Source organism: Labilibaculum sp. (assembly GCF_041595635.1).
In the GTDB taxonomy this organism is placed as follows: Bacteria; Bacteroidota; Bacteroidia; order Bacteroidales; family Marinifilaceae; genus Labilibaculum.
In genome coordinates, this window is record NZ_JBFHJW010000063.1 from 1 (window position 1) to 21,759 (window position 21,759).

At 36.0% G+C, this 21,759-nt stretch carries 22 protein-coding genes and 1 pseudogene; 8 read left to right on the forward strand and 15 right to left on the reverse strand.

Translation table 11 applies throughout. The features are described from left to right. The 6 genes from ABYT26_RS14635 to ABYT26_RS14660 all read right to left on the reverse strand — a co-directional run. On the reverse strand, positions 1-1,413 hold a 1,413-nt coding region (locus tag ABYT26_RS14635), incomplete at its 3' end, for an alkaline phosphatase D family protein (RefSeq protein WP_372755196.1). Positions 1,414-1,536: 123 nt separating this feature from the next. Further along, on the reverse strand, positions 1,537-2,856 hold the full coding sequence (locus ABYT26_RS14640) for a dicarboxylate/amino acid:cation symporter (RefSeq protein WP_372755198.1): 1,320 nt from the start codon (positions 2,854-2,856) through the stop codon (positions 1,537-1,539). 536 nt (positions 2,857-3,392) lie between these two features. Beyond that, complete coding sequence (locus tag ABYT26_RS14645; protein ID WP_372755200.1) at positions 3,393-4,115, reverse strand: hypothetical protein; 723 nt, start codon at positions 4,113-4,115, stop codon at positions 3,393-3,395. Between the two features lie 127 nt (positions 4,116-4,242). Continuing rightward, entirely contained in the window at positions 4,243-5,706 is a 1,464-nt protein-coding gene (locus ABYT26_RS14650; protein ID WP_372755202.1) for an alpha/beta hydrolase-fold protein, read from the reverse strand. A 93-nt stretch (positions 5,707-5,799) separates the two neighbouring features. Next, complete coding sequence (locus tag ABYT26_RS14655) at positions 5,800-6,267, reverse strand: YbaK/EbsC family protein (protein WP_372755204.1); 468 nt, start codon at positions 6,265-6,267, stop codon at positions 5,800-5,802. A gap of 15 nt (positions 6,268-6,282) precedes the next feature. Beyond that, positions 6,283-6,777 (reverse strand): MarR family winged helix-turn-helix transcriptional regulator, encoded by a 495-nt coding sequence (locus ABYT26_RS14660; RefSeq protein ID WP_372755206.1) that lies wholly within the window; start codon positions 6,775-6,777, stop codon positions 6,283-6,285. Positions 6,778-6,912: 135 nt separating this feature from the next. On the opposite strand from ABYT26_RS14660, the gene ABYT26_RS14665 reads away from it, so the two are divergent. The 7 genes from ABYT26_RS14665 (at position 6,913) to ABYT26_RS14695 (ending at position 14,390) form a co-directional block, all read left to right on the forward strand. Then, on the forward strand, positions 6,913-7,404 hold the full coding sequence (locus tag ABYT26_RS14665; RefSeq protein ID WP_372755208.1) for an asparaginase domain-containing protein: 492 nt from the start codon (positions 6,913-6,915) through the stop codon (positions 7,402-7,404). 79 nt (positions 7,405-7,483) lie between these two features. After that, positions 7,484-7,849 carry a RidA family protein gene (locus ABYT26_RS14670; protein WP_372755210.1) on the forward strand — a complete coding sequence of 122 codons (366 nt, stop codon included), beginning with the start codon at positions 7,484-7,486 and terminating at the stop codon, positions 7,847-7,849. A gap of 13 nt (positions 7,850-7,862) precedes the next feature. Next, the gene (locus ABYT26_RS14675) at positions 7,863-8,798 is read left to right on the forward strand and encodes a pyridoxal-phosphate dependent enzyme (protein WP_372755212.1); all 936 of its coding nucleotides are present in this window, start codon (positions 7,863-7,865) and stop codon (positions 8,796-8,798) included. A gap of 34 nt (positions 8,799-8,832) precedes the next feature. After that, positions 8,833-10,743 carry a TonB-dependent receptor plug domain-containing protein gene (locus ABYT26_RS14680; protein ID WP_372755214.1) on the forward strand — a complete coding sequence of 637 codons (1,911 nt, stop codon included), beginning with the start codon at positions 8,833-8,835 and terminating at the stop codon, positions 10,741-10,743. Between the two features lie 25 nt (positions 10,744-10,768). Further along, the gene (locus ABYT26_RS14685; protein WP_372755216.1) at positions 10,769-11,560 is read left to right on the forward strand and encodes a zinc-dependent metalloprotease; all 792 of its coding nucleotides are present in this window, start codon (positions 10,769-10,771) and stop codon (positions 11,558-11,560) included. A gap of 203 nt (positions 11,561-11,763) precedes the next feature. Next, positions 11,764-12,756: an ornithine cyclodeaminase family protein gene (locus ABYT26_RS14690; protein WP_372755218.1), complete on the forward strand. Its 993-nt coding sequence runs from the start codon at positions 11,764-11,766 to the stop codon at positions 12,754-12,756. Positions 12,757-12,812: 56 nt separating this feature from the next. Then, positions 12,813-14,390 carry a sulfatase gene (locus ABYT26_RS14695; RefSeq protein ID WP_372755220.1) on the forward strand — a complete coding sequence of 526 codons (1,578 nt, stop codon included), beginning with the start codon at positions 12,813-12,815 and terminating at the stop codon, positions 14,388-14,390. Between the two features lie 256 nt (positions 14,391-14,646). On the opposite strand, the gene ABYT26_RS14700 is transcribed toward ABYT26_RS14695, so the two are convergent. The 9 genes and pseudogenes from ABYT26_RS14700 to ABYT26_RS14740 form a co-directional block, all read right to left on the reverse strand. Beyond that, the gene (locus ABYT26_RS14700) at positions 14,647-14,970 is read right to left on the reverse strand and encodes a helix-turn-helix domain-containing protein (RefSeq protein ID WP_372755222.1); all 324 of its coding nucleotides are present in this window, start codon (positions 14,968-14,970) and stop codon (positions 14,647-14,649) included. A 6-nt stretch (positions 14,971-14,976) separates the two neighbouring features. Continuing rightward, complete coding sequence (locus tag ABYT26_RS14705; RefSeq protein ID WP_372755224.1) at positions 14,977-15,270, reverse strand: PleD family two-component system response regulator; 294 nt, start codon at positions 15,268-15,270, stop codon at positions 14,977-14,979. Beyond that, entirely contained in the window at positions 15,233-15,847 is a 615-nt protein-coding gene (locus tag ABYT26_RS14710) for a sensor histidine kinase (RefSeq protein WP_372755226.1), read from the reverse strand. Before ABYT26_RS14710 ends, ABYT26_RS14705 begins: the two co-directional genes overlap by 38 nt. Further along, entirely contained in the window at positions 15,844-16,146 is a 303-nt protein-coding gene (locus ABYT26_RS14715) for a sensor histidine kinase (RefSeq protein ID WP_372755237.1), read from the reverse strand. Before ABYT26_RS14715 ends, ABYT26_RS14710 begins: the two co-directional genes overlap by 4 nt. A gap of 176 nt (positions 16,147-16,322) precedes the next feature. After that, on the reverse strand, positions 16,323-16,550 hold the full coding sequence (locus tag ABYT26_RS14720; protein WP_372755228.1) for a triple tyrosine motif-containing protein: 228 nt from the start codon (positions 16,548-16,550) through the stop codon (positions 16,323-16,325). Between the two features lie 49 nt (positions 16,551-16,599). Continuing rightward, the gene (locus ABYT26_RS14725) at positions 16,600-17,883 is read right to left on the reverse strand and encodes a two-component regulator propeller domain-containing protein (protein ID WP_372755230.1); all 1,284 of its coding nucleotides are present in this window, start codon (positions 17,881-17,883) and stop codon (positions 16,600-16,602) included. Continuing rightward, complete coding sequence (locus ABYT26_RS14730; RefSeq protein ID WP_372755231.1) at positions 17,884-18,603, reverse strand: two-component regulator propeller domain-containing protein; 720 nt, start codon at positions 18,601-18,603, stop codon at positions 17,884-17,886. A gap of 92 nt (positions 18,604-18,695) precedes the next feature. Beyond that, positions 18,696-19,757 (reverse strand): annotated as a pseudogene (locus tag ABYT26_RS14735) (phosphatidylinositol-specific phospholipase C1-like protein). Between the two features lie 146 nt (positions 19,758-19,903). Further along, positions 19,904-20,824 carry a helix-turn-helix domain-containing protein gene (locus tag ABYT26_RS14740; RefSeq protein ID WP_372755233.1) on the reverse strand — a complete coding sequence of 307 codons (921 nt, stop codon included), beginning with the start codon at positions 20,822-20,824 and terminating at the stop codon, positions 19,904-19,906. A 167-nt stretch (positions 20,825-20,991) separates the two neighbouring features. Between ABYT26_RS14740 and ABYT26_RS14745 the strand changes: the two genes are divergently transcribed. After that, the coding region (locus ABYT26_RS14745) for an efflux RND transporter periplasmic adaptor subunit (protein ID WP_372755235.1) at positions 20,992-21,759 on the forward strand (768 nt) is incomplete at its 3' end.

Below are 21,759 nucleotides of genomic sequence, written 5' to 3' on the forward strand. Positions count from 1 at the left end.
AGGGATAGAGAAATTAACAGAAGAAACTACAAAAAAGAAATCTGCTTTACTATTTCTCATTTGTTCCTTCAACCACTCTTTCTGAGAGTTCCCCAAAATTGAAATTCCTTTTTTAAGAGGATCGTTTATATCGAACATATCCGCATGAGAACGCATATCAAGTAAAAAGATATCTGCATTACTCACACTCATTTTACCGTAGGATCTTCTACCAATAGAATAAGAAGAATTCGTGCTTGCTTTCGCTGATGGAGTTATACGTAAATGGTGAGCATCTATCACTTCAAGAACTGCATACACCCCACTATTAGGGTCTCCAGGTTTTGAACCTTTAGGGATTCTTCTCAAACCATCATTTGGTCCACCCCAATGGATATCAAGTGTTGCTGATTCATTAAGATTTAATTTTGTGAAATCTTTTTCATAATCAGTTAAGATATCACTACCCTTTTTAAGTTTTGCTTTACCAAAAGTAATTCCCTGAACAAAATCGCTATGGTTACTCCATGATAAATAATCGTGCCATGCCTGAACTGCAGGGTCGCGATAAACTGCCTTGTGATCAATTCTTCCTACCTGACCAGCACCATAAGTATTGTCATAAATTTCATGATCATCAATGGTATAAAAGGAAGGAACCTGCTTATGCCACTCCACCATATTCTGCCCCTTATTAAGGTAGTCTTTATAGTTTTCCCAAACACCTACAATATTTGAATCATATTTAACAGAAGCAGGAAGTTCATCTTCAGTAATGCCTACCTCTTTCATCCAGCTCTCCTTGGTGTAATCTCTTTTAGATTCATACAACCAGTCTCCATTAAGAATCGCAAAATTAACCTGTTCCGGAATTTTATTATCAATCATTGTTCTAAAAGTTGGAAGGCTAGTACCTATCCCACTCACACCCTGACTATTACCACATGCAAACTCGAAACTAAAATTAAAAAGTCCTTCAGGGTTAACAGTGGCATCAACCATTTCTTCAGAATCAGCCAATGTTTTGAAAGATCCGCTACGAGTTCTCATTGGTTGCTTACCACCCTTAACAGTAAGAGCATAGTAGTACTTTGTATTGGCTTTTAAGCCTTTTATGTGTGCCCAGCCAGTATTATCATGAGCTACAGAAGTTACTACAGAATCCGATAATTGATCCAGATTTTTAGGATCAGTTCCATAACGCACCCAAAATGTTCCAGAAGCTTTTGTTCGAGCCCAAACTCCAATCTCGTGGGAACCCACTCTTCCAAGCATTGGGCCATGTGTAATTATAACATCTGAATTCTGTGCACTAGCGTTATTAGTCGCACTTCCAAACATCAGAAAGAAAGCCATTAGCAGAGCTACTTTCCAATAACCAAACGATCCATCTGGTTTGTGAACATTTTGCTGTTTTTTCAATTCTCTTTTCATCGTTGTAATTTTACATATCACATTACTTAAAAAACCATAACTAAGTAACACTTAATGAATTTATCTATAACCCCCTTATATATTCAATCCTTAAATACCTGATTGTTGCTCAACAACAACTCATCAAACCATTTTCAATTCTCCTTTTATTAGAGAATCATTCTTACCCTTCGAGTAATCCAACTCATTTTCACTATGTGCTACTACAGTTGCAACAACTGCATCTCCTGTAACGTTAACTGCAGTTCGAATCATATCCAATGGACGGTCAATTCCCAGAATTAAAGCAAGCCCTTCGGCAGGAATTCCAGCTGCACCTAAAACCACCACCATCATTATAGTACCTCCTCCAGGAACACCAGGGGAGCCAATGGCAGCCAATGTTGCAGTAAGAACAATAGCTAACTGCTGCGTTAGGGATAAATCCAAGCCAAATACTTGCGCAATAAATACGGCAGCTATGGCCTGATAAAACGTAACCCCATTCATATTAATGGTAGCACCAATCGGCAAAACAAAGTTCGCTACACTCTCCGACACTCCCAATTCGCTAGTACACTGTCGCATATTTACAGGCAAAGCTGCATTGCTCGAACTGGTTGAGAAGGCAACCATCTGAGTTGGTATTACTGACCTAAGAACCTTACTCAGTTTTAATTTTGTAAACAGCAATATCAGTGGTGGATATAAAACGAACAATAATCCCACGAGTCCTAGACTTACTAGCAAAGCATATTTACCCAAAGCCCAAAACAAACCTGCATCTGCAGAGAAATCAGCAACCAAAGCCGCCAGTAATGCAAATACACCTATAGGAGCGAACTTCATAACGATATCTACCAATTTTATCATGATTTCATTACCACTATCTATTAAATTCTTAACCGGTAAAACCTTTTTACTGTCAAGAGCAAACATAGACAAGGCAAACAATATAGCGAAGAATATAACCTGCAACATTTTAGTATTATCGTTGGCAGCACTAACAATATTGTCTGGAACAATTTCTACAATAGCCTGCAAAGGAGATTGATCTTTCACACCTGATGCCAACTGTTCCTTTTCTTTCACATTCTGCTCGTGCATCATCTGAAATTCCTGACGTTTTTTCTCAGGGAAGGTATCACCAGGCTTAAATACGTTTACTAAAAACAAACCGAAAACAACGGATATTAATGTAGTTATCACGAATATCGACAAGGTTTTTATACCTATTCTTGTAAGCTTAGTAACATCAGTCAAACTTGTAATACCCTTAACAAGGGAAATAAAAATAAGGGGAACGGCGATCAATTTTAACATTTTAATAAAAATGGTTCCCCATGGTTTAATCCAATCTGAAGTAAAATGTTCCAAACCAAAATAAACAGCGACAACTCCCCAAACTAACCCTAGGACCATTCCTATGATTATCTTTATCCAAAGTGGCACTTTTTTAATCATCAATTTAAATTTTTATTACAAATTAGACTCATTAAATATTAGCTTAATCTATGATAATCTCATACATAGCCGTACAAACATAGAAATTTTTACATGAAAAACATCTTTTTGTAAGCTTTTTTATATATTTTTTTCTGAATTTTTGCTATTTCCACAGTAGAATTGGGGGGGGTGCATATTTTTTATTTTATTTTTCTAACTAAAGCCCCCTTGAGACCCAACCACTTCCATTAATTTTATCATTAATGATATTTACACCCCTAAAACACAATACAGGCGAAGTGATTTCATGAAGTCTGATACGGATTTTTTTTCATTTGTTACTTCTCTTCCCCCTTTAAAACACAAATGCAGCAATCGAAATCATCAACATCAAGAATGAATACCCCAATAATAATTACCAAAGTCTAACAACATTTGAATGTTACTTTGGGGACAACACCTTTGTTACTTTATGCTTCACAGTTAAAACACACAAAAGAATTAAAGGTAAATGTCACATCTTAAAAGTTGCATGCTAAATTTGATGTAAGAACCTAGTTGGATGAAGCCACCCAACTTTGTTTCATAGCCTTTACTGCAAATATTTTTTTAGGTATTATATGCAGCAACACACTCAATAGCAATAAAATAAAACCAATTAAACTAATAGGAGGCAAACCACCATGCCAAGCATCGACACGAAGCCAGCCCTTAAAGCCCATAAAAAATAGATGCAACAAACTAAACATCATCAAAGACAACAAAAAGATACGCCCTTTTAGCAAGGATATAAAAGCTGATTCATTCTTCAAAAACACACTAAAACTTAAGCTATAAACAAACAACAACGCAAACAATAGAATACCACCAAACATACTTATCCCAGCAAATAATGTTAAGGTTCCATTTTGTTCAAAAAATTTACTGTAGGTGGCTTTATTAAAAATTAGAAAACTAATTAAAGCATGAATAAACATTAAAAAACCACCCATTGCACCAAACTCTCGGCGAGCACGCATACAACTTTCTGGAATATTTATACCCATTTTACGCATAGGATCCAAGCTAAAACAAGAACTCAAAACCATAAATGAACACAAAGCAACAGCCTTATTCATAACGTAGAATGGAAAATCTTTCCAGGGAACTGGTCCCATTATATGATATCGCAATGCAGCATATCCTAATGATAGGGTGAAAAACACTAAAAGAAAACTTCCAGCTATTTTCAGACTATTCAAATCATTTTTTATTTTAATCTCTTGCTCCTTTTCCATCTGCACATTTATTTCTTAAAAATAGATTGCTAATTATTTTTTACTTACACCAAACAGAGACTCCCAGCCAATTTTCAAGTAAAAGCAACAAATAATTAGTAATTACATACAATAGACCATAAAGGCCTTATTCATTTTTTTCCAGCCAGTTTTTATAGCACCGATCTAAAAACTTCATGCCTTCCCTAATATATTCTGGTGTATACAGTCTAAAGTGGACTCCCGGATAATATTTAAACTCAAAATTGGCGTTGAGTTTATACATTTCTTTTTCTAACAATTCTACTGAACGGTTGAGATAAAAGTTATCATTCGTTCCAACCGAAATCCTAATTTTGCCATCAAGATTCGCCTTAAGACTACTCCAGTTTTCTCTTAGAATAACAGAAAGATCGTACCTTCTCCAAAGAGGAAGTGCCTTTTTATTTATCTCTCCACTTGGCATATTTACCAATCTAATTTGGTTTTGGTTTTTATCATATCCTCCAAAAACAGCATCGAAAGAATGAAGCTGACAACCTCGGTAAATTACATTTTCGGTACCATAAAAGTCTTTTGCACTTGTAACTGGAACCCTGCCAGCTATAGTTACATCGGCAAATAAATTATCTTCTCCATCGTAAAACATATTATCGATTTCATAGATATTTTTGTTTTGGTAGTTTCTAAAATCAACCTGATCTGGGGAGCTAGCCCATGCTCCTGCAAAAACGGTAGGATAATTTACTTGCAACCATAAGCTAGACCAACCTCCACTACTATGTCCGTGCAGAAGAATTGCATGATTTGTTCTATATTTCTCGTTAAGTGCGGGAATAAGCTCCTTTACAAGCGCATCTCCCCAAGGACCATTCACATCGCTATTTGCATAAACCGAATGACCTTCGGAGCACTTCCCATCTAAAAGAACAACAATCGCTTCCTGATCTCCCAATTGTGCTAAAAACCTTTTTTTGCCTAAGCCCTTTTTATAGCTTCCCCCAAAACCAGTTATCGAAAATACAACAGGATAATTTTTTTCAGGATGCTCATGGTATTCTTTAGGTAGATTTACTGCAGCATTTAAAAAAATATCCTTGGCGTGAAACTCACTTAACAAATTCGATTTTATTCTTAATTCCTTTATATATTCTGTTTCAGTAAAATCAATTGTCTGTATAACCTTATTAGCCATGATCTTAAAAACCTCATCGAATTTTTTTGTCAAATTTACTTTGATCGGCTCAGAATAAATATTGCCCGAACTATTGCCTATATTAAAATCTCCCAAGTTTAAATCGAATACTACCTGCGCATAATATTCTCCTCTTTCAATGTTTGATAATTCGACAGGATGCGACACAGCAGTATCATTAAAAATAGCGTCTTCATTTGGTTTTAAATTTTCCACAGCTAGTCTATAAACAGGAAACACCTCAAAACCAACACGAATATCTTTGGGCGATTTATTTTCTTTTGACAGATATAGCAACACATTTCCAGAGAAATCTTTTTGGTTTAAACCTGATGCAAAACTAACTTCAAATACTTGTGCATTTGAATGCAATCCAAACATCAAAAGAAGAATGCTTACTATAAAAATATGTTTCATACAGAGTCGTATTGATTATTTAAAAGACAACTTGGTAGATTTTAAAAGCTCCTTAAGCTTGAATATCTACCATACACGTTTGATAAAGCTTTTTTAATTGGCTTCCAACGAGAAACTAAAAACTGTTGGTTTTGCCAAAGCGATATAGTCTTCTCTTTTCATTACAATTGAATCTGTTAACGAACCAGCATTGAAAGCAATTTTTTCATTATTGAGGATTGAATCGTCAACATATAAGTCTAAGTCAATTACCGGATTTCCAAAAGGAGGAACACAACCCGGAACTAAACCTGTTAATTCGAAAAGCTCATCTTTTGATGCAAAACGCATTTTTTTTGAACTAAAATATTTCTTTACCGCAGGTGAATTTAACTTCTTTGCCGCACTCAATACCAATATCTTAAACGAGTCATTTACTTTTACAACTAAGGCCTTTCCTCCAATTAAAATATCTTCACCACGAGCCATAGCTGACTCTTCTGATGTTTTTGTAATCTCGTGGTGTACTTCTTTAAATTCGATTGATTCGGCAGTTAACCATTCTCTAATTTTCTCTAGCATATCTAATATTTATAGTTACGAAAGTGATTTAAGCAACTTTTTTAACAATGCACCCAGTTCTTTATTATCGTTTTCATTTAACCCCTGAACCACAGCCTTGGCCTCATTAAAACGAAGAACAATGGTTTCATCAATAACATCGAGTCCCTTTTCTGTTAAGCCAACTAACTTAATTCTACCATCTTTTGAGTCTGGAGCTCGGTAGATTAATTCTAAATTTTTGAGCCTATCCAACAAAGCAGTCATTGCACCAGAAGTAATCAAAACGGATTTCATCAGCTGCTTCGGAGCCAACAGGTAGGGTTCTCCCGAACGTCGCAACGTAGCCAAAACATCTAAATCGGTATAATGAATCGCGCTACTCTTTAATACCTTGTTGGTCCGTTTTTCAAGAATTTTATTCAATTTTAGTATTCGCCCCACAATATGCATTGCCTCTAAATCGAGCTCTGGCCGCTCCTTATTCCAGTCAGCTATCAGAACATCAATAATATCTTTTTCGTCTTCCATTACAACTTCATTAACAACTTAGTGGAAACAAATATATGTATTTTATCTTTACATCAAGATAAATTTTTCTATATTTGCCTAAAATCTTCATGTGAAGATAAATTGAGATTTCAAAAACGTCAAGCCTTTGAATACATGGATGATAAAATAATATTTATACAAACCGGGGGCACCATAGACAAGGATTATCCTCATACAACAAAAGGTTGGGCCTTCGAATTTGGAGAACCTGCTACCAATCGAATACTTAAAAAACTGAACCCTTCGTTTGAGTACGAAATAATAACTTCTTGCCAAAAAGACAGTCTTGAAATCACAGAAGAAGACCGGATGAATCTGGCTAAATTAATTGAGAAACGGCCCGAGAAAAAATTCATAATAACGCACGGAACCGACACCATGCTTGAAACTGCTACTTATTTAAAACAACAAATTAAGGATAAGTTAATAGTTATAACAGGTGCTATGCTTCCTGAACGATTTAGTAACTCTGATGCTCCCATTAATTTAGGATGTGCTATTGCAACAGCTAACCTTATGAAAACAGGAGTATATATTGCCATGCATGGTATCGTAAAAAGAAGTGATGAGATTGACAGAAACCTTGAAAACGGAAAATACTATTAACTAAAAATAAAATTGACAATTCCCTTTGTAAAAACAACGAGGTTACAATTTTAAACATAATACTTTTAGAATGGAAATAATGAATGGCGGAAATATTCCAAAAAGTAATGGTCACTATTCACAATGTATCGAACACAATGGCATTTTGTATTTGTCAGGACAACTCCCTATTGATCGGAAAACCAGAATCATACCAGAAACAATTGAAGAACAAACCGATTTAGCTTTTCAAAATATAGAAACCATATTATTAGAATGTGGTAGTTCTAAAAACCAGGTGCTTCAAGTGAGAGTTTATATTCCTGATATTGATTTATGGGACAAAGTTAATGATCGATATGCACATTTCTTTGGTTTCCATAAACCTGTTAGATGTATTATTCCTACCCGCGAATTGCATTTAGGTTCGTTAATAGAAATTGAAGCAACTGCAATAATAAAATAAAAATAATAAAACCATGTATAAAGAAAACCTTATTGAATCGCATCGAAGAATTAAGCAATACATTCACAACACACCTGTTCTAACCTCCCAACAATTAAATAAAATAGCAGGTGTTGAGTTGTTTTTTAAATGCGAAAATTTTCAGAAAATGGGTGCTTTCAAAATGAGAGGCGCTACCAATGCCATTATGCAACTTAGCGAGGAACAAAAGCAGAAAGGTGTTGTAACCCACTCATCAGGAAATTTTGCACAGGCACTTTCGTTAGCTGCCCAAAGTTTAGGTGTAAAAGCATACATTGTAATGCCATCAACTGCGCCTCAGGTTAAGAAAAATGCAGTTTTAGGTTATGGTGGTATTTTAATCGAATGCGAACCAACTTTAGCTGCACGAAATAAAACAGCTCAAGAAGTTAGCCAAAAAGAAGGAGCTACTTTTGTTCATCCGTCAAACGATATGAATGTAATTATTGGCCAGGGAACTGCTGCCAAAGAATTACTGGAAGAGCAACCAGACCTGGATTACATTTTTACTCCAGTTGGAGGTGGTGGTTTAATAGGAGGCACTGCCCTTGCAGCTCTCTATTTTGGTGAAAACTGCAAAGTAATTGGCGGTGAACCATTCGAATGTGATGATGCTTATCGCTCAATGATCAGCGGAAAAATAGAATCGAATACAACAACCAACACCATTGCCGACGGATTAAAAACTGAGCTTGGTGACAAGAACTTCCCTATAATTAAGGAGCATGTTGAAAAAATTATTCGTGTTACCGAAGAGGAAATTGCGAGTGCTATGCAACTAATTTGGGAACGCATGAAAATTGTTATCGAAGCTTCGAGTGCCGTAGCTTTTGCTGCTTTACTTAAAGAGAAAGAATCTTTTAAAGGCCTCAAAGTTGGAATCGTACTTTCAGGTGGAAATGTAGATTTAAAGAAATTACCATTTTAAAAAACACCCTGACTCAACCCCCAAAAACCTAAATATGAAATATATCAGTACCGCTATCCTTGTTACTCTATTTTTAAATTGCTTTTCTCAAAGCAGTATAACGACTGAAAATCATGATATTGATGAAGTGATGGTTGTTGGTTCGCGTACACCAAGACTGCTAAAGGAGACTCCTGAAATTATGCACGTGGTTACGGCAAAACAAATCGAACAACTAAACGTTAGTTCAACAGGTGAAATCCTTGAATATCTTCCTGGTGTAAATATCGAAACAGGAACTGGGAGTGGTTACCCAAAAAGAAGCATTGTCAGTTTAAATGGATTTCCGGCCAATTACACCCTTGTTTTGGTTGATGGAATTCGTTTATTAACTGAACATATCCACACTGGTCAAAACGTAGATGTAATTCCTCCGGAAAATATCGAACGAATAGAGGTAATTAAAGGTGCAGCTTCGGCACAATATGGTAGCGACGCTATGGGAGGTGTTGTTAATATTATCACAAAAAAGACGAAGGATAAAACCGAAAAATCCTTATCTGCATCAGTGGGAAGTTATCAGACTTACAACTCTACCATCTCATTACGCACGCCTATTAGTGAAAAAGTTAGCCTTTCTTCATTTGCAGATTACGAGTGCTCGGATGGGGTACCATTAAATGCCCCAAGTCACCGGATTGGGTATATGGACTATGGCAAATTCACCACCATGAATAATGTAGATTGGTCGATTAATGAGAACTCATCCTTAAATACAACTATCTACTATTCTCGCAATAGAATGGATTTCTCAGGAAAAGATGTTTACGGAAATATGATTATGTCATCGGCTGATTTCAAGAATAAGTTTAGCGACAATTTACAAGCCGTTGCCCGCCTAAAATATGCGCATTGGGATTCAGAACAAAGCGATGAAGACAATACTGAGATTACTCCTGAAATTTATTTGAACTACAATAAGATCAAGAATAATATTATAACTGCAGGAGCCGATTTTAAGCATATTAAATTCACTCGTACTTCTGTTACTGAACGTACTCAAAAGGCATTTGGTGCTTTTATTCAAGACGAAATTGATCTTAACAAACTATCCTTTCTTTTTGCATTACGCTTCGATAAGGTGGAAGATGTAAATACGGTAGTAACACCAAAAGTTGCTGTCATGTTTCACGCCAAAGAGAATCTTCGTCTTCGAGCTTCTTTCGGACGAGGTTTTCATGCACCAACTTTGCAGGAACTATATGAAGAAGGATACGGGCATAGTGGAACTGCTTACCGTTTCGGAAATCCTGATTTAGAACCTGAATATAGCTTAACATCCACATTTAGTGTAGAATATGAACCAATTAAAAACATTCAACTTTTGGCAGATGGCTATTATAGTAAAATAACCGATATGATAACCCCTGTTTATTCTGGTGTTTGGGATGAAAACCCCGATACAACAACAATATACAAATGGGTTAGAACCAATATCCATAAAGCTAAGATATATGGATTTGAATCAACAATAAGATATCGACTAAAAGAAAAGTTGACTATTGAGGGAGGATATACCTACACCCACAACGAAAACAGTAGTACCGGTGGTCAACTTCCATACTACCCAGGAGAATCATTCTTTTCGAAAATAGTCTATACCCAAAAGCATTCTGCTAAATTAACTAGTTCCTATTTTATGACTTTGCGAGCAACTAAAAACAGAAGTGCTTGGAACTGGAAACCAGATAGCGATGCAGATTCAGACAATGCTGATGGACTAATTACCGATTTAGAAGATTACCAACTATTAAATGCTGGTATTAAATTCTCATACCTTAAAAAGTATAACGTTTACTTAAACGTAGGCAACATTCTGGGACAGGACATTCAGAACCTAGATGATGTATTTACCGAACTTGATGGAGAACCAACATTTAAAGTTGGGTGTTTAATTAATCTTTAGTGATAATTATTTAATAAATAACAATATGAATCTTACCAAAAAAATAAGTTCTTTCTTTTCTAAAACTGCATACTGTTTACCTATTTCCTTACTCATATTTATTCTAACTCTTGGCTCAACTGTACCTTCCTACAGTCAAGACAAGAACGATGTTATCGAACTAAATATAAGAGTGCACTTAATGCAAGGCATTACCGTATGTCACTCCACCGGAGTTTGTATGGAAAATTGGGTAACACCAGAAGATGTTCGGGAAATCATATTCCCAGAGGTAAATGCCATTTGGGAGCAAGCGAATATTAAGTGGGTTATTGAATCGATTATTGAAGAGGATGTTGTAAAAGATGAGAACTACGAAGAATCTGTTGCTTATATGGCTACAACACACAGAGACAGTAAAGGTCATTCAGACCCTGTTCGACTAGATAAATTATACTCTTTTATGCAACCAGAATACAGAACACAACCTGACGAAGTAGGTAAAAACCTTTTTCACATCTATTTATTTCCTTTTATGGGAAATACTTCTCAGGGAAATGCCATGAAAAAACATGGAATGCATACCTGTGTTGGCACATGGACAAATAAGTCTAAAACAAGTACAACCCCTAGAAAAAGATTACTAGTAGAAGATCATGATGCTTATGTATACGGTTCTCTATCGAGAACAATTGCACACGAAATAGGTCATACCTTAGGACTTAGACATAACATTTGCAAAATAAAATGTTTAATGGGTGGAAAATCAAGAGGCTATTCATTATGTGATTCTCAGATTGAAAGATCACGAGAGTTTGCAAAAAAAAGAATTAAGTAATAAGCATTTTTAATATTATCTATTCATTTTTTGCAGAATTGTAGAACCCAATTAAGACCAAACTGTCATGTTCAATCATAAAACAAAAGATTAATGAATGAACATGCTAATTATACCTTCTATATCAAACCCGTTGAGCATATATAAGAATGTGTAAAACAACAACGATTTAAATTATTATTTGAATAAACATTAAAATTACCATGATAAAACATTCATTAATTTTCAACAGAACCGATATTCAGTCATTAATGTCGCTCCCTGAACATATTGAAGTTGTAGAAAATGCATTCAAACTATATGCCCAAGGAAAAGTTGTAAGCCCAGATTTACTACATTTCGATACTGAAAATGGTGAATTTCATCTTAAAGCGGGAGGATTAAAGACTCCTAAAACTTACTTTGGATTAAAAAGCAATGGTGGATTTTTCCAAAATAAAGTGACAAATGGTCTTCCAAATATTCAAGGAGTAATTCTGCTTCATGATGGCGAGAATGGATTTCCTCTAGCCATTTTTGAATCAGGTGATATTACTATTAAAAGAACAGGAGCTGCCACTGCTGTTGCCGCAAAATATTTGGCATTAGAAAATGCAGATACTGTTACCATATGTGGTTGTGGAATTCAAGGCCAAATTCAATTGGAGTCGATTACGCAAGTGCGAGACATTAAAAAAGTATTTGCTTTTGACATGAACGAGGAAGCAATGGCCAAGTATGCTGAAACAATGTCGAAAAAACTGAACATTGAAGTTCTTCCCGCAACAGACCTAAAAGAAGCTATTTTACAAAGTCAAATTTGTGTTAGTTGTACGCCATCTCATCAAGCTTTCATCAAAAAAGAATACATTCACGATGGATTATTTATTGCTGCAGTTGGTGCTGATAGTCCTGAGAAACAAGAATTAGATCCTCAACTTCTGGCTGATTATAAAATTGTTGCCGATATTTTAGAACAATGCGTTAATGTTGGCGAAACTCACCATGCCATTGATGCAGGTTTAATGAACAAAGAAGATGTTTATTCAGAGCTTGGAGATGTAATACTTGGAAAGAAAAAAGGTAGAGAATCCGATGAGGAAGTAATCATCTATGATGCAACGGGAACAGCCCTTCAGGATGTAGCTGCTGCTGCATATATCTATGAAAAAGCAGTAAAACAAGATATTGGATTAGCATTTCAATTTCCTGCTTAAATCAAACCTGATTTAATTTTTCAAACCCATTAATGAATCTAACCAATTTTAATCATATGAAAAAAAACCACATTTTATTTTTAGCCGTAATCACAGCTTTTCAAGCAATAATTGGCTGTCAAAATTCAGAAAATGAGCTTGTAAAACCCAATGTATTATTTATCTCCATCGACGATTTACGCCCTAATTTGGGTGTTTATGGAGACACAATAGCAGTCACACCTAATATCGACCAACTAGCTTCTGAAGGAATGACATTCAGAAAAACCTTTACACAGGTTGCTGTTTGCGCACCTTCCAGAGCTAGCTTAATGACTGGTGTCCGACCCGATTCAACCCGGGTTTGGCACCTTGGAGACAAGTTTCGAGAAATCAATCCTGATGCAGTTACCATGCCTCAATATTTCTCAAAGTTTGGGTATTATACCGTTAATCTCGGAAAAATATTTCATAATTATATGCCAGATTCCATTTCGTGGGATGAGCCGGATCTTCGCCCTGAGCGTTACAAACGCAAAGAATGGCTGGGCAGAGATGGTGAAACTTTTTACATTAGCGAAGAGGTGGCAAAATCGCAGGTTATGAGAAGAGATTCTTTATTAAAAATACGACCATATGCTGATGGATGGAACACCGGACCAGCCTGGGAAGCTGCAGATGTGCATGACACCATGTATTATGATGGCGCTGAAACCAAATTGGCAAAACAAACGCTTACACGTCTGGCAAAAAAGGATCAACCCTTTTATATGGGACTTGGATATTTTAGACCACACCTTCCCTTTACTGCACCAAAAAAATATTGGGACCTGTACGATCCAGAGAAGATTCCTTTGTCAGAAAATCCTGAAAGACCCAAGAATACGCCTGAATATACCATGAATTCGATGTATGAATTAAGACATTACGATGGGTTTAATCATATCGGACATCCAGTTTCATCGTATCGAATGAATGAAGATACCATTAGAACATTACGCCATGGATATTATGCAAGTGTTAGCTATGTGGATGCTTTACTTGGTGATCTTTTTGCTCACATGAAAAAAGTAGGAATCTATGACAATACAATCATAATTCTTTGGGGAGATCATGGATGGAAATTAGGAGATCATAACAGCTGGGGAAAAATGACAAATTACAACATCGACCTTAAGGTTCCGATGATAGTTCGTTATCCGAATCAGGAAAACAGAGGAGCCCAAACATTTGAAATTACGGAACTAGTTGATATGTTTCCTTCCTTGTGTGAACTTGCCGGCATTCCTATTCCTGAGTATATGCAAGGTACTAGTTTTGTTCCTTTAATTAAGAACCCTAAACGAGAATGGAAAAAGGCTGCATTTAGCCAATTTCACCGCCGTCCAAAGGTTTCAGCCGACGGAAAAAGGTATATGGGTTACTCTATAAACACAAATGAATATCATTATATAGAATGGTACTCGTGGGATAATATAACCGGTACAAAAGGGGAATTTAAAAGCTCAGAGTTATATGATTCTAAAAACGATCCTTACGAAACAACTAATATTGCCGGAGAAGAACAGTTTAATGAGATAAGAACAAAGCTATCCAAACAACTTAAAGATGGGTGGCGAAAAGCGACACCAGATCATGTTGACTATGCCGATTAAACTGCAATTAACATTCATATAATACCAAGAGGGATACTAAGTATCCCTCTTTTTTAAGTAAAGAAGTATAACGTCTATTTAAAAGGTATCACAATCAGCTTTAGTTTATATACAAAAAAAGCTAAACATAATACAATCAAGAATATTTAGTATCCAGAATTTTACTTACTCTTGAAGCTAGTATATTCCCTGAATCGTCCAGAACATTTAACCCAGCACATCTCGTCTTAAGTAAGATTATTTATTTGTCATAGCTTTATATTGATTTTGCATAGCGTGTATACAGCAAACTACTAGGCGGAAATCCAAATTGTTTTTTAAAACAACGACTAAAATACAGAGGGTCGTTAAATCCAACCAGAGTTGCCACTTCGGAAACATTATTGCATTTTTGCTTGAGCAATTGTGCCGATTTTTTGAGACGAATGGTCCGTATGAATTCATTGGGAGCCAAATCGGTTAGCTTTTTAACTTTTCGGTACAATTTCGAGGAGCTCATTCCCATTTCGGAACACAACAAACTTGCACTCAATTCTGGTTCACCGATTTTTTCCTCGATAAAACTGATGATTTTTTTCATGAAATCCTAATCGATAGGCGAGTGAGCCAACACGTCAACATCTCCTTCTACCTCTTCGGAGAATTTTTCTTTCAGCTCTAAACGTGCTTTTATGATGTTATCAATTCGGGATTTTAGCAGCGATGGATCGAAAGGCTTCACCAAATAACCGTCGGCACCCAGCTTATAACCTTTAATTTTATTCTCGTTATCGAACAAGGCCGTTAAAAGAATCACGGGAATATGACTAATGCTCTCATCGTTTTTCAGTTCCGAACAAAATTTAAATCCATCCATTACAGGCATCATGATATCGGCCACACAAAGCATTGGTTTCACTTTTCGACAAATTCGCAATCCCTCTTCGCCATTTTCGGAGTTCGGCATTGCCCTCAATAATCAAAAGCTTCTCTTTAAGATGAGTCGACAGAATGGTTTCATTCACCACTGGACTGACAACTAGTTGATTTTCGTTGGCTTTTAACTCATAATCAAAAATCTCTTCATTGGTATAATAACTTTTATTTATAGGAATTTCGAGAGCAAACAAACTTCCTTTTGAGGGAACACTTTCTACCTTAATGCTAGCTTTATGAAGCTTCACCAATGATTTCACAAGCGATAAACCAATTCCCGATCCCGTGTTATCGGCACGACCATTTTTCGCCTGATAGAAACGGGAGAATATTTTCTTCTGACTCTCTAAAGGAATTCCTATTCCATCGTCGCTCACCTCGATCACTAATCTTTCCCTACTAGAATCTTTCAGCCCCACGAAAAGGTCAACATTTCCATATTTACCGGTAAACTTAATGGCATTAGACAGCAAGTTATATAGTATCTTATCAAACTTATCCCGATCGATCCAGGCATGAATCTCCTTCTCCTCGCAAATCATATTAAAATTAATTTGCTTATCCTTAGCAAAGGACTCGAAGGAGTGAAAAGTGTTTCGTGTATAGTGTAAAAAATATCTGTTTTGGAGACTTTCAGTTGTAATTCCCCCATCTGTGCTTTTCGAAAATCAAGAAGCTGATTCACCAAATACAACAGTCGACTTGAATTCTGCAAAATCAGATTCATCCTGCTTTTCTGAAAATCGTTTCCCTTTCCCTCCTCTATTAATTGTTTTGCGGGACCTAAAATTAAGGATATAGGAGTTCGTAGCTCGTGGGATATATTGGTAAAAAAAGCAATTTCTCATTGGTCAATTTCTCATCGCGCTCGCGTTTTACTTTTTCGAGGAGTAGTTCCTGCTTTAAATTGTACCTGTTCTTCATCTGCTTTCGCACCATGTAAAATGTAAAAGCCAGAATCATGAAAAGGAGAATAAAAGCCTTATAGGTAAGCCAAAATGGGGGCAATATATTAATTTAATAGGAAGCTACATCGCTTAAATATCCATTGTTATTAAATGCCCTAATTTTAAAGATATAAGTATCGGGATACAAATTGGTATACTGAACACTTCGTGAGTTCGATCGAGCATCAATCCAATCTTTATCGAAACCCTCGAGCATATATTGATACTTATTCTTTTTTTCGTCTACATAGGAGGAGGAAGAAAAAGTAATGGAAAACATGCGGTTATCGTAATTCAAATCAACCGTTTTTGTTTTATTAATATCCTCAGAAAAAATAATCTGTCCATTAATTAATCGTATCGCCCGGAAAAACACTTTTATTGCGAACCCGAAAATCACTAATTAAAGGAGCTGGCGAGTAAACATTTTCTTTCAAAGAAAAAGGATTGAAGGAGATTAGACTATTTTCTCCCCCCAAATAGATGTGCTTTTTATCTGAAAAAAGAAATCCTCTTTTGTTATATATATTCGAACGAAGCCAGTTGTTAACCGAAAAAACGTTCAATTCCTTCTTTTGAGGATTGTATTTGCCAATCTGATTGAAGTTCATGTTCAACCATAATTGTCCTATGGAATCGGTCGCCATATCGGTCACCCAAATATTCTTAAGTTCTTTAGGTTCCTTCACATGAATAAAATCATCCGACAAAGGATCGTAAAAATTCAAGCCATGCCGTGTTGAAGCCCATACGGTTCCTTTTTCATCAATAATAATATCCTTAATTTTCTCATTGGAAAGCCCGTCGCTATCCTTCAAATGACATATATAATTTTGTAAAGATTCTGTTTTCGGATTGTATTTAAAGATGCCATCTTCAGTAGCCAACCAGATGATTCCTTCACGATGCTGTGCTATTCTATTGATTTCCTGTTTACCTAATTCTTTCGGTTTTACCTGATGATATTTTTTCGTTTTAATATCATAATCGACCAATCCTTCCCCAATAGATCCGATCAAAAGGTGCCCTTTAGAATTCTTCAAGATTGAAAAAATAGGTGCATCCTTCACCCCTACCTCTAAAATCTCTATTTTGGAACTTATATAATCAAACCTGGCTACTTTTCCATTCCACAAACCACAGTAGAAAATTTTCCCATCTGAACTATAAATGCTTACAATACGAAGCTCTTCCGAAGATATTAAGCTGATGTCGTTCCCCTTTTTCAGATGAATTCCATTGGAATGCGTTCCAATAATAATATTGTTATCGTAGGTTTTGCCGAAACTACTCACAATAGGAATGCTTTTCCCTAGCGCCCCCTCTATTCGAGTCATTTTAAACTGGTTATTGTAGGGATCGTATTTTTCCACTCCATTTTCGGTACCAATCCATAACACACCCGATTCGTCGAAACACAAACAAGAAATGTAATTGTTTGCCAAAGACATATTGTAGGATAAATCGGTGTTATATCGCTCATAGGAATTTAATGGAATATCTTCGAGCAGACTACATTTTATGAGACCATTCGTTGTACCTACCCAATAATAATCGTTGGGTCCACGGCTAATACAGCGAAAAAAATCGGTAGCCTCATTTTTTTTGTTGAAGTAACTCAAATTCACCACTCAATTTAGTTTGTACAAACCAGGACGACTCCCCGCAAAAAGATCAAATTTATGATCCTCGTAAAGAAAATAAACGATATTGTCTGAGGATTCCTGGTCCCCATTTTTCATTTTTACATGCGTCAGATTTGTTACCTCTCCTGCCTCATCGATGTCGAAAGAGTAGATGCCTTCTCCATAGGTTCCCACCCATATTTTGTCATCCTTTGTTTGACTAATGGATCGAATGTATTCAACCTGATTCAATTCAACCTTTTGAAAAAGCTTTGTTTTTGAATCGTAGTAACACAAGCCATTGTGTTTGGTTCCAACCCAAACACGTTTATTTCTATCGATGAACAGCGCTCGGATTTTATTTCCACAAACTTGATTCTTTAGAGTTGAATCGGGGTTAAAGGTTTTAAATTTAGCCGTAGGAATATTGAAACGTGTTAATCCATTGCTAGTTCCAATCCACATGTTATCTTCCTCATCCAACACCAACTGAGTAATGTCATCATCCTGCAAGTAATCTGGATTGTATAGATCACTAGTATAAGCCGTAAAATCGACACCATCAAATCGATTCACGCCTCCGAAAGTCGCAAACCACAAAAAGCCTTTCTTGTCTTGCAGAATCGATCGCACCGAATTGTGCGACAAACCCTTTTCTTTGCTATAATGCTCGAATCGAAGTTCCTGTCCTAAAGAAAGGAAGTAAGAAGAAAAATAAGTCCACAAATTAATCGCAACATAATTTGAACATTAGTAGTTTGATGGAAAGATAGCAATAAGAATGCTCGATACCGCTTTGATTTAGACCCTCGCGTCAATTATTTTTCATCGCTTGTCACCAGATTTGGTCTTTCGTAGCTATCATCATTAAAACTCACCTTAAAATCAGATTGGTAAAGAGTTGTAGGAAGATAGTAATCAGTGGAAATAACCTGAGCACCCGATTCATTTGCTTTTTCGAATTATGTATAGTCCTTGATTCTTTGGTTCCCGCATCGGCACGTGTTCTCACCAGATATCCTTTTCCGACCAATTCTTTAATGTGATCAAAATCAAGAATTGGATTGTTAATGATACGAAAAGCGGCTTCGGGATTTCCTTCTGGTGTATTTACAAAGAGAACTCTGTTCTGTAAACCCGGATGGCCTGCTAAATAACGGCTTATTTTCTCCTCTTTCTCATCCAGGACAAAGAGAAAACGTCCTTTTACTGTTTCCAGATTTGGCCATCCCTTGCTTAGTACCGCCTCTTCTATACTTTCAGCATTCCCTCGCACAAAATCAGGCGTAATTAAATCCGCCTCAGAAAAAACAGATCGAATATCCTCATCTAAACTATCAAAAGCCTTTTTGCTGAATGGCAAAGGATCACGTGTTCCGGCTACCTTCTGATCTTTGGTATTCATCAGCACAAAAATGGGTGTGTGATTTGGATTTTCATCCGACCATTTTTTCATCATCTGTAAACAAAAGATGTTGACTCCGAAAATCGATATCCTGAATATGAAACATCTTCATGCCAGGTTCTGACAACTTATTTTCAAGATCATATTCCAAAGGAACTTCTCCATTTTCACGAAGTATATCCAATCCTTTGGGATTGGAGAAATGACCACCCTTGGGATCGTAAAAAACATCTAACTCAATATTTCTCAAGCCCATTTTTAACTGCTCCAAAATGGGAATATGCGAATATTGTAGGGAAACTGCCTTTGCTGAATCTATTTGATACAAATAATTCCAAAGTGGTTTTTCTATGCCTATTTTGTAGGAATTGTGACTGCCAATTACCTGAACATCGTTCAAGCGAAGCTCCGATTTATTACATCCGAAAATACTTGTGCAAATAGCGAGTATGAATAGTAAATATTGTTTTTTCATTTCAAACAGGATTCTTTAGTTTTTAAATCAAGCGAATGAGCATTCAACTTGCATGATAATCATTCTTAAAGCTGTGAAATTACTCTTGTCAGCTTACAATCAGATAAAGAAAATAATCACAAATATGGACAAATCGTTCAAGAGGTTTAAAAAACCTGGGAATTCGGGAATTTTTGCTTTTTTCGAAACTGACTTGCCGTGATTCCTGTATTGCGTTTAAAAAACTGATTAAAATTGGCAACTTCGTTAAAGCCTAAGATCTCGGCAACATCAGCTATTGTTTTATCCTTCTGGTTCAGCAATGTTTTGGTGTATAGGATTTTATAGTCGATAATTATTTTTTGTGCACTCTTGCCTGACGCTTTTTTTACACACTCCGAAAGATAAATGGCACTAATATTCATCATTGAAGCATATTCTTTTACCGACAAAAATGTATTATCGTTTAAAAGAATTTTCTGTTCAAATTTAGCTAGAATAGTATCATTACGATTCATACTTACAATGCCCTGGTTGTTATGCGTTATTCGCTTAATTTTATAAAGCAAAATAAGTAGAAGGTGTGTTATCATATTAAAGTTATTCATCCTGTCTGCTCGCGACTCTTCAAATATCTCCTTTGCCAGGGGTTCTAATCCAGAGAAATCCTCGTCGCCTAATTGATATATGGGCAAAGAGTGGAGTTTGAAAAATGGAAATTCATTTTGCACATCATACGAATTATTTAAATTTTCAAACAAAGAGGCCTTAAAATTAATGATATAACCATGATCCGTATTTTCTTTTGCCAGTCGGCTATAGTTAATCGTCTGAAATGGAGAAACGATAGCCAAAGTATTATTGTTTTTCTTAAGCATTTGCTCTCCAATTTGAACAGGATTACTACCCCGAATCAAAATAGCTATTTCAAAAAAATCTCTTTTATGAGGTTCTAAATAGATTTCATCAGGTTTTAGGCCTTTCCTGCTATCTTCTTTTATTGATCGAATAAAAAAGCGATTCGAATAATCGTTGCATCCGTTGTCTTTATTTAAAAAGTAGCCCTTTATATTGTCGTATATCTTCATTCTCTTTCAAATTTATTTTCAAAGATAAGGCAAAAACCTAAATTGTAATCTATTTTACCAAAATTACAATTCATAACTAACTATTCAGTTGCACTACTTTTGCTTCCAACAAATAAAGAAGCCAGGTAGAAGCAAGCCTGGATATATGGATTGATAAAATAAGAGGTATGAATAATCAAATTAAAAAATTAAGAGGTACCATTTTACTGTGTTTAGGGATAGTACTACTCGCTTCGTGCAACCAAAAGCAAAATAATAGAAAGAAACAGACTCCGGAACTATCGGTAATGGAAGTTAAGCCAAGTACAGAGGAGTTCCACGAATCCTATTCGGCAACCATAAAAGGGAAGCAAGACATTGATATACACCCACAAATAACGGGCTTTATCACTAAAGTACATGTAGATGAAGGAGCAATCGTAAAAAAAGGTCAGGTGTTGTTTCAGATCGATCAAGTGCAATATATAGAGGCTGTCAATGTAGCGAAAGCCAATGTTGCTGTTGCAGAAGCTGATGTAGCAACAGCCAGGCTAACCGCTAAAAACAAAAAATCCTTAACAGAGAGAAATATTATAAGCGCTTATGAACTACAACTTTCAGAAAACGAATTGGGTAGTTGTAATGCGCAACTGGCTTTAGCAAAGGCGGAATTAGTGAGTGCTCAAAAAGATCTATCCTACACTCGTATAACGAGTCCTACTGATGGTATCATCGGTAAAATATCATCTCGTGTTGGAGCCTTGGTCAGTCCTACCATGACTGATGCTATCACTACGGTTTCGGAATTTACCACCATGTATGCCAACTTTTCTCTTACCGAGAAAAAAATTCTTGCCCTCGCTAAAGAGAATCATTTAACAACAGACATCATCAAAAATCTTCCGGAAGTACAATTGAAGATGAGCAATGGTGATATTTATAGATATCCAGGAAAT

Bases quoted from the DNA above. Each gene is read 5' to 3' on its own strand.
- ABYT26_RS14660 (WP_372755206.1), bottom strand. From the start codon at position 6,777: ATGGAAGACGAAAAAGATATTATTGATGTTCTGATAGCTGACTGGAAT.
- ABYT26_RS14655 (WP_372755204.1), bottom strand. From the start codon at position 6,267: ATGCTAGAGAAAATTAGAGAATGGTTAACTGCCGAATCAATCGAATTT.
- ABYT26_RS14685 (WP_372755216.1), top strand. From the start codon at position 10,769: ATGAATCTTACCAAAAAAATAAGTTCTTTCTTTTCTAAAACTGCATAC.
- ABYT26_RS14650 (WP_372755202.1), bottom strand. From the start codon at position 5,706: ATGAAACATATTTTTATAGTAAGCATTCTTCTTTTGATGTTTGGATTG.
- ABYT26_RS14710 (WP_372755226.1), bottom strand. From the start codon at position 15,847: ATGATTTGCGAGGAGAAGGAGATTCATGCCTGGATCGATCGGGATAAG.
- ABYT26_RS14640 (WP_372755198.1), bottom strand. From the start codon at position 2,856: ATGATTAAAAAAGTGCCACTTTGGATAAAGATAATCATAGGAATGGTC.
- ABYT26_RS14740 (WP_372755233.1), bottom strand. From the start codon at position 20,824: ATGAAGATATACGACAATATAAAGGGCTACTTTTTAAATAAAGACAAC.
- ABYT26_RS14695 (WP_372755220.1), top strand. From the start codon at position 12,813: ATGAAAAAAAACCACATTTTATTTTTAGCCGTAATCACAGCTTTTCAA.
- ABYT26_RS14700 (WP_372755222.1), bottom strand. From the start codon at position 14,970: ATGAAAAAAATCATCAGTTTTATCGAGGAAAAAATCGGTGAACCAGAA.
- ABYT26_RS14670 (WP_372755210.1), top strand. From the start codon at position 7,484: ATGAATGGCGGAAATATTCCAAAAAGTAATGGTCACTATTCACAATGT.
- ABYT26_RS14665 (WP_372755208.1), top strand. From the start codon at position 6,913: ATGGATGATAAAATAATATTTATACAAACCGGGGGCACCATAGACAAG.
- ABYT26_RS14675 (WP_372755212.1), top strand. From the start codon at position 7,863: ATGTATAAAGAAAACCTTATTGAATCGCATCGAAGAATTAAGCAATAC.
- ABYT26_RS14645 (WP_372755200.1), bottom strand. From the start codon at position 4,115: ATGGAAAAGGAGCAAGAGATTAAAATAAAAAATGATTTGAATAGTCTG.
- ABYT26_RS14680 (WP_372755214.1), top strand. From the start codon at position 8,833: ATGAAATATATCAGTACCGCTATCCTTGTTACTCTATTTTTAAATTGC.
- ABYT26_RS14690 (WP_372755218.1), top strand. From the start codon at position 11,764: ATGATAAAACATTCATTAATTTTCAACAGAACCGATATTCAGTCATTA.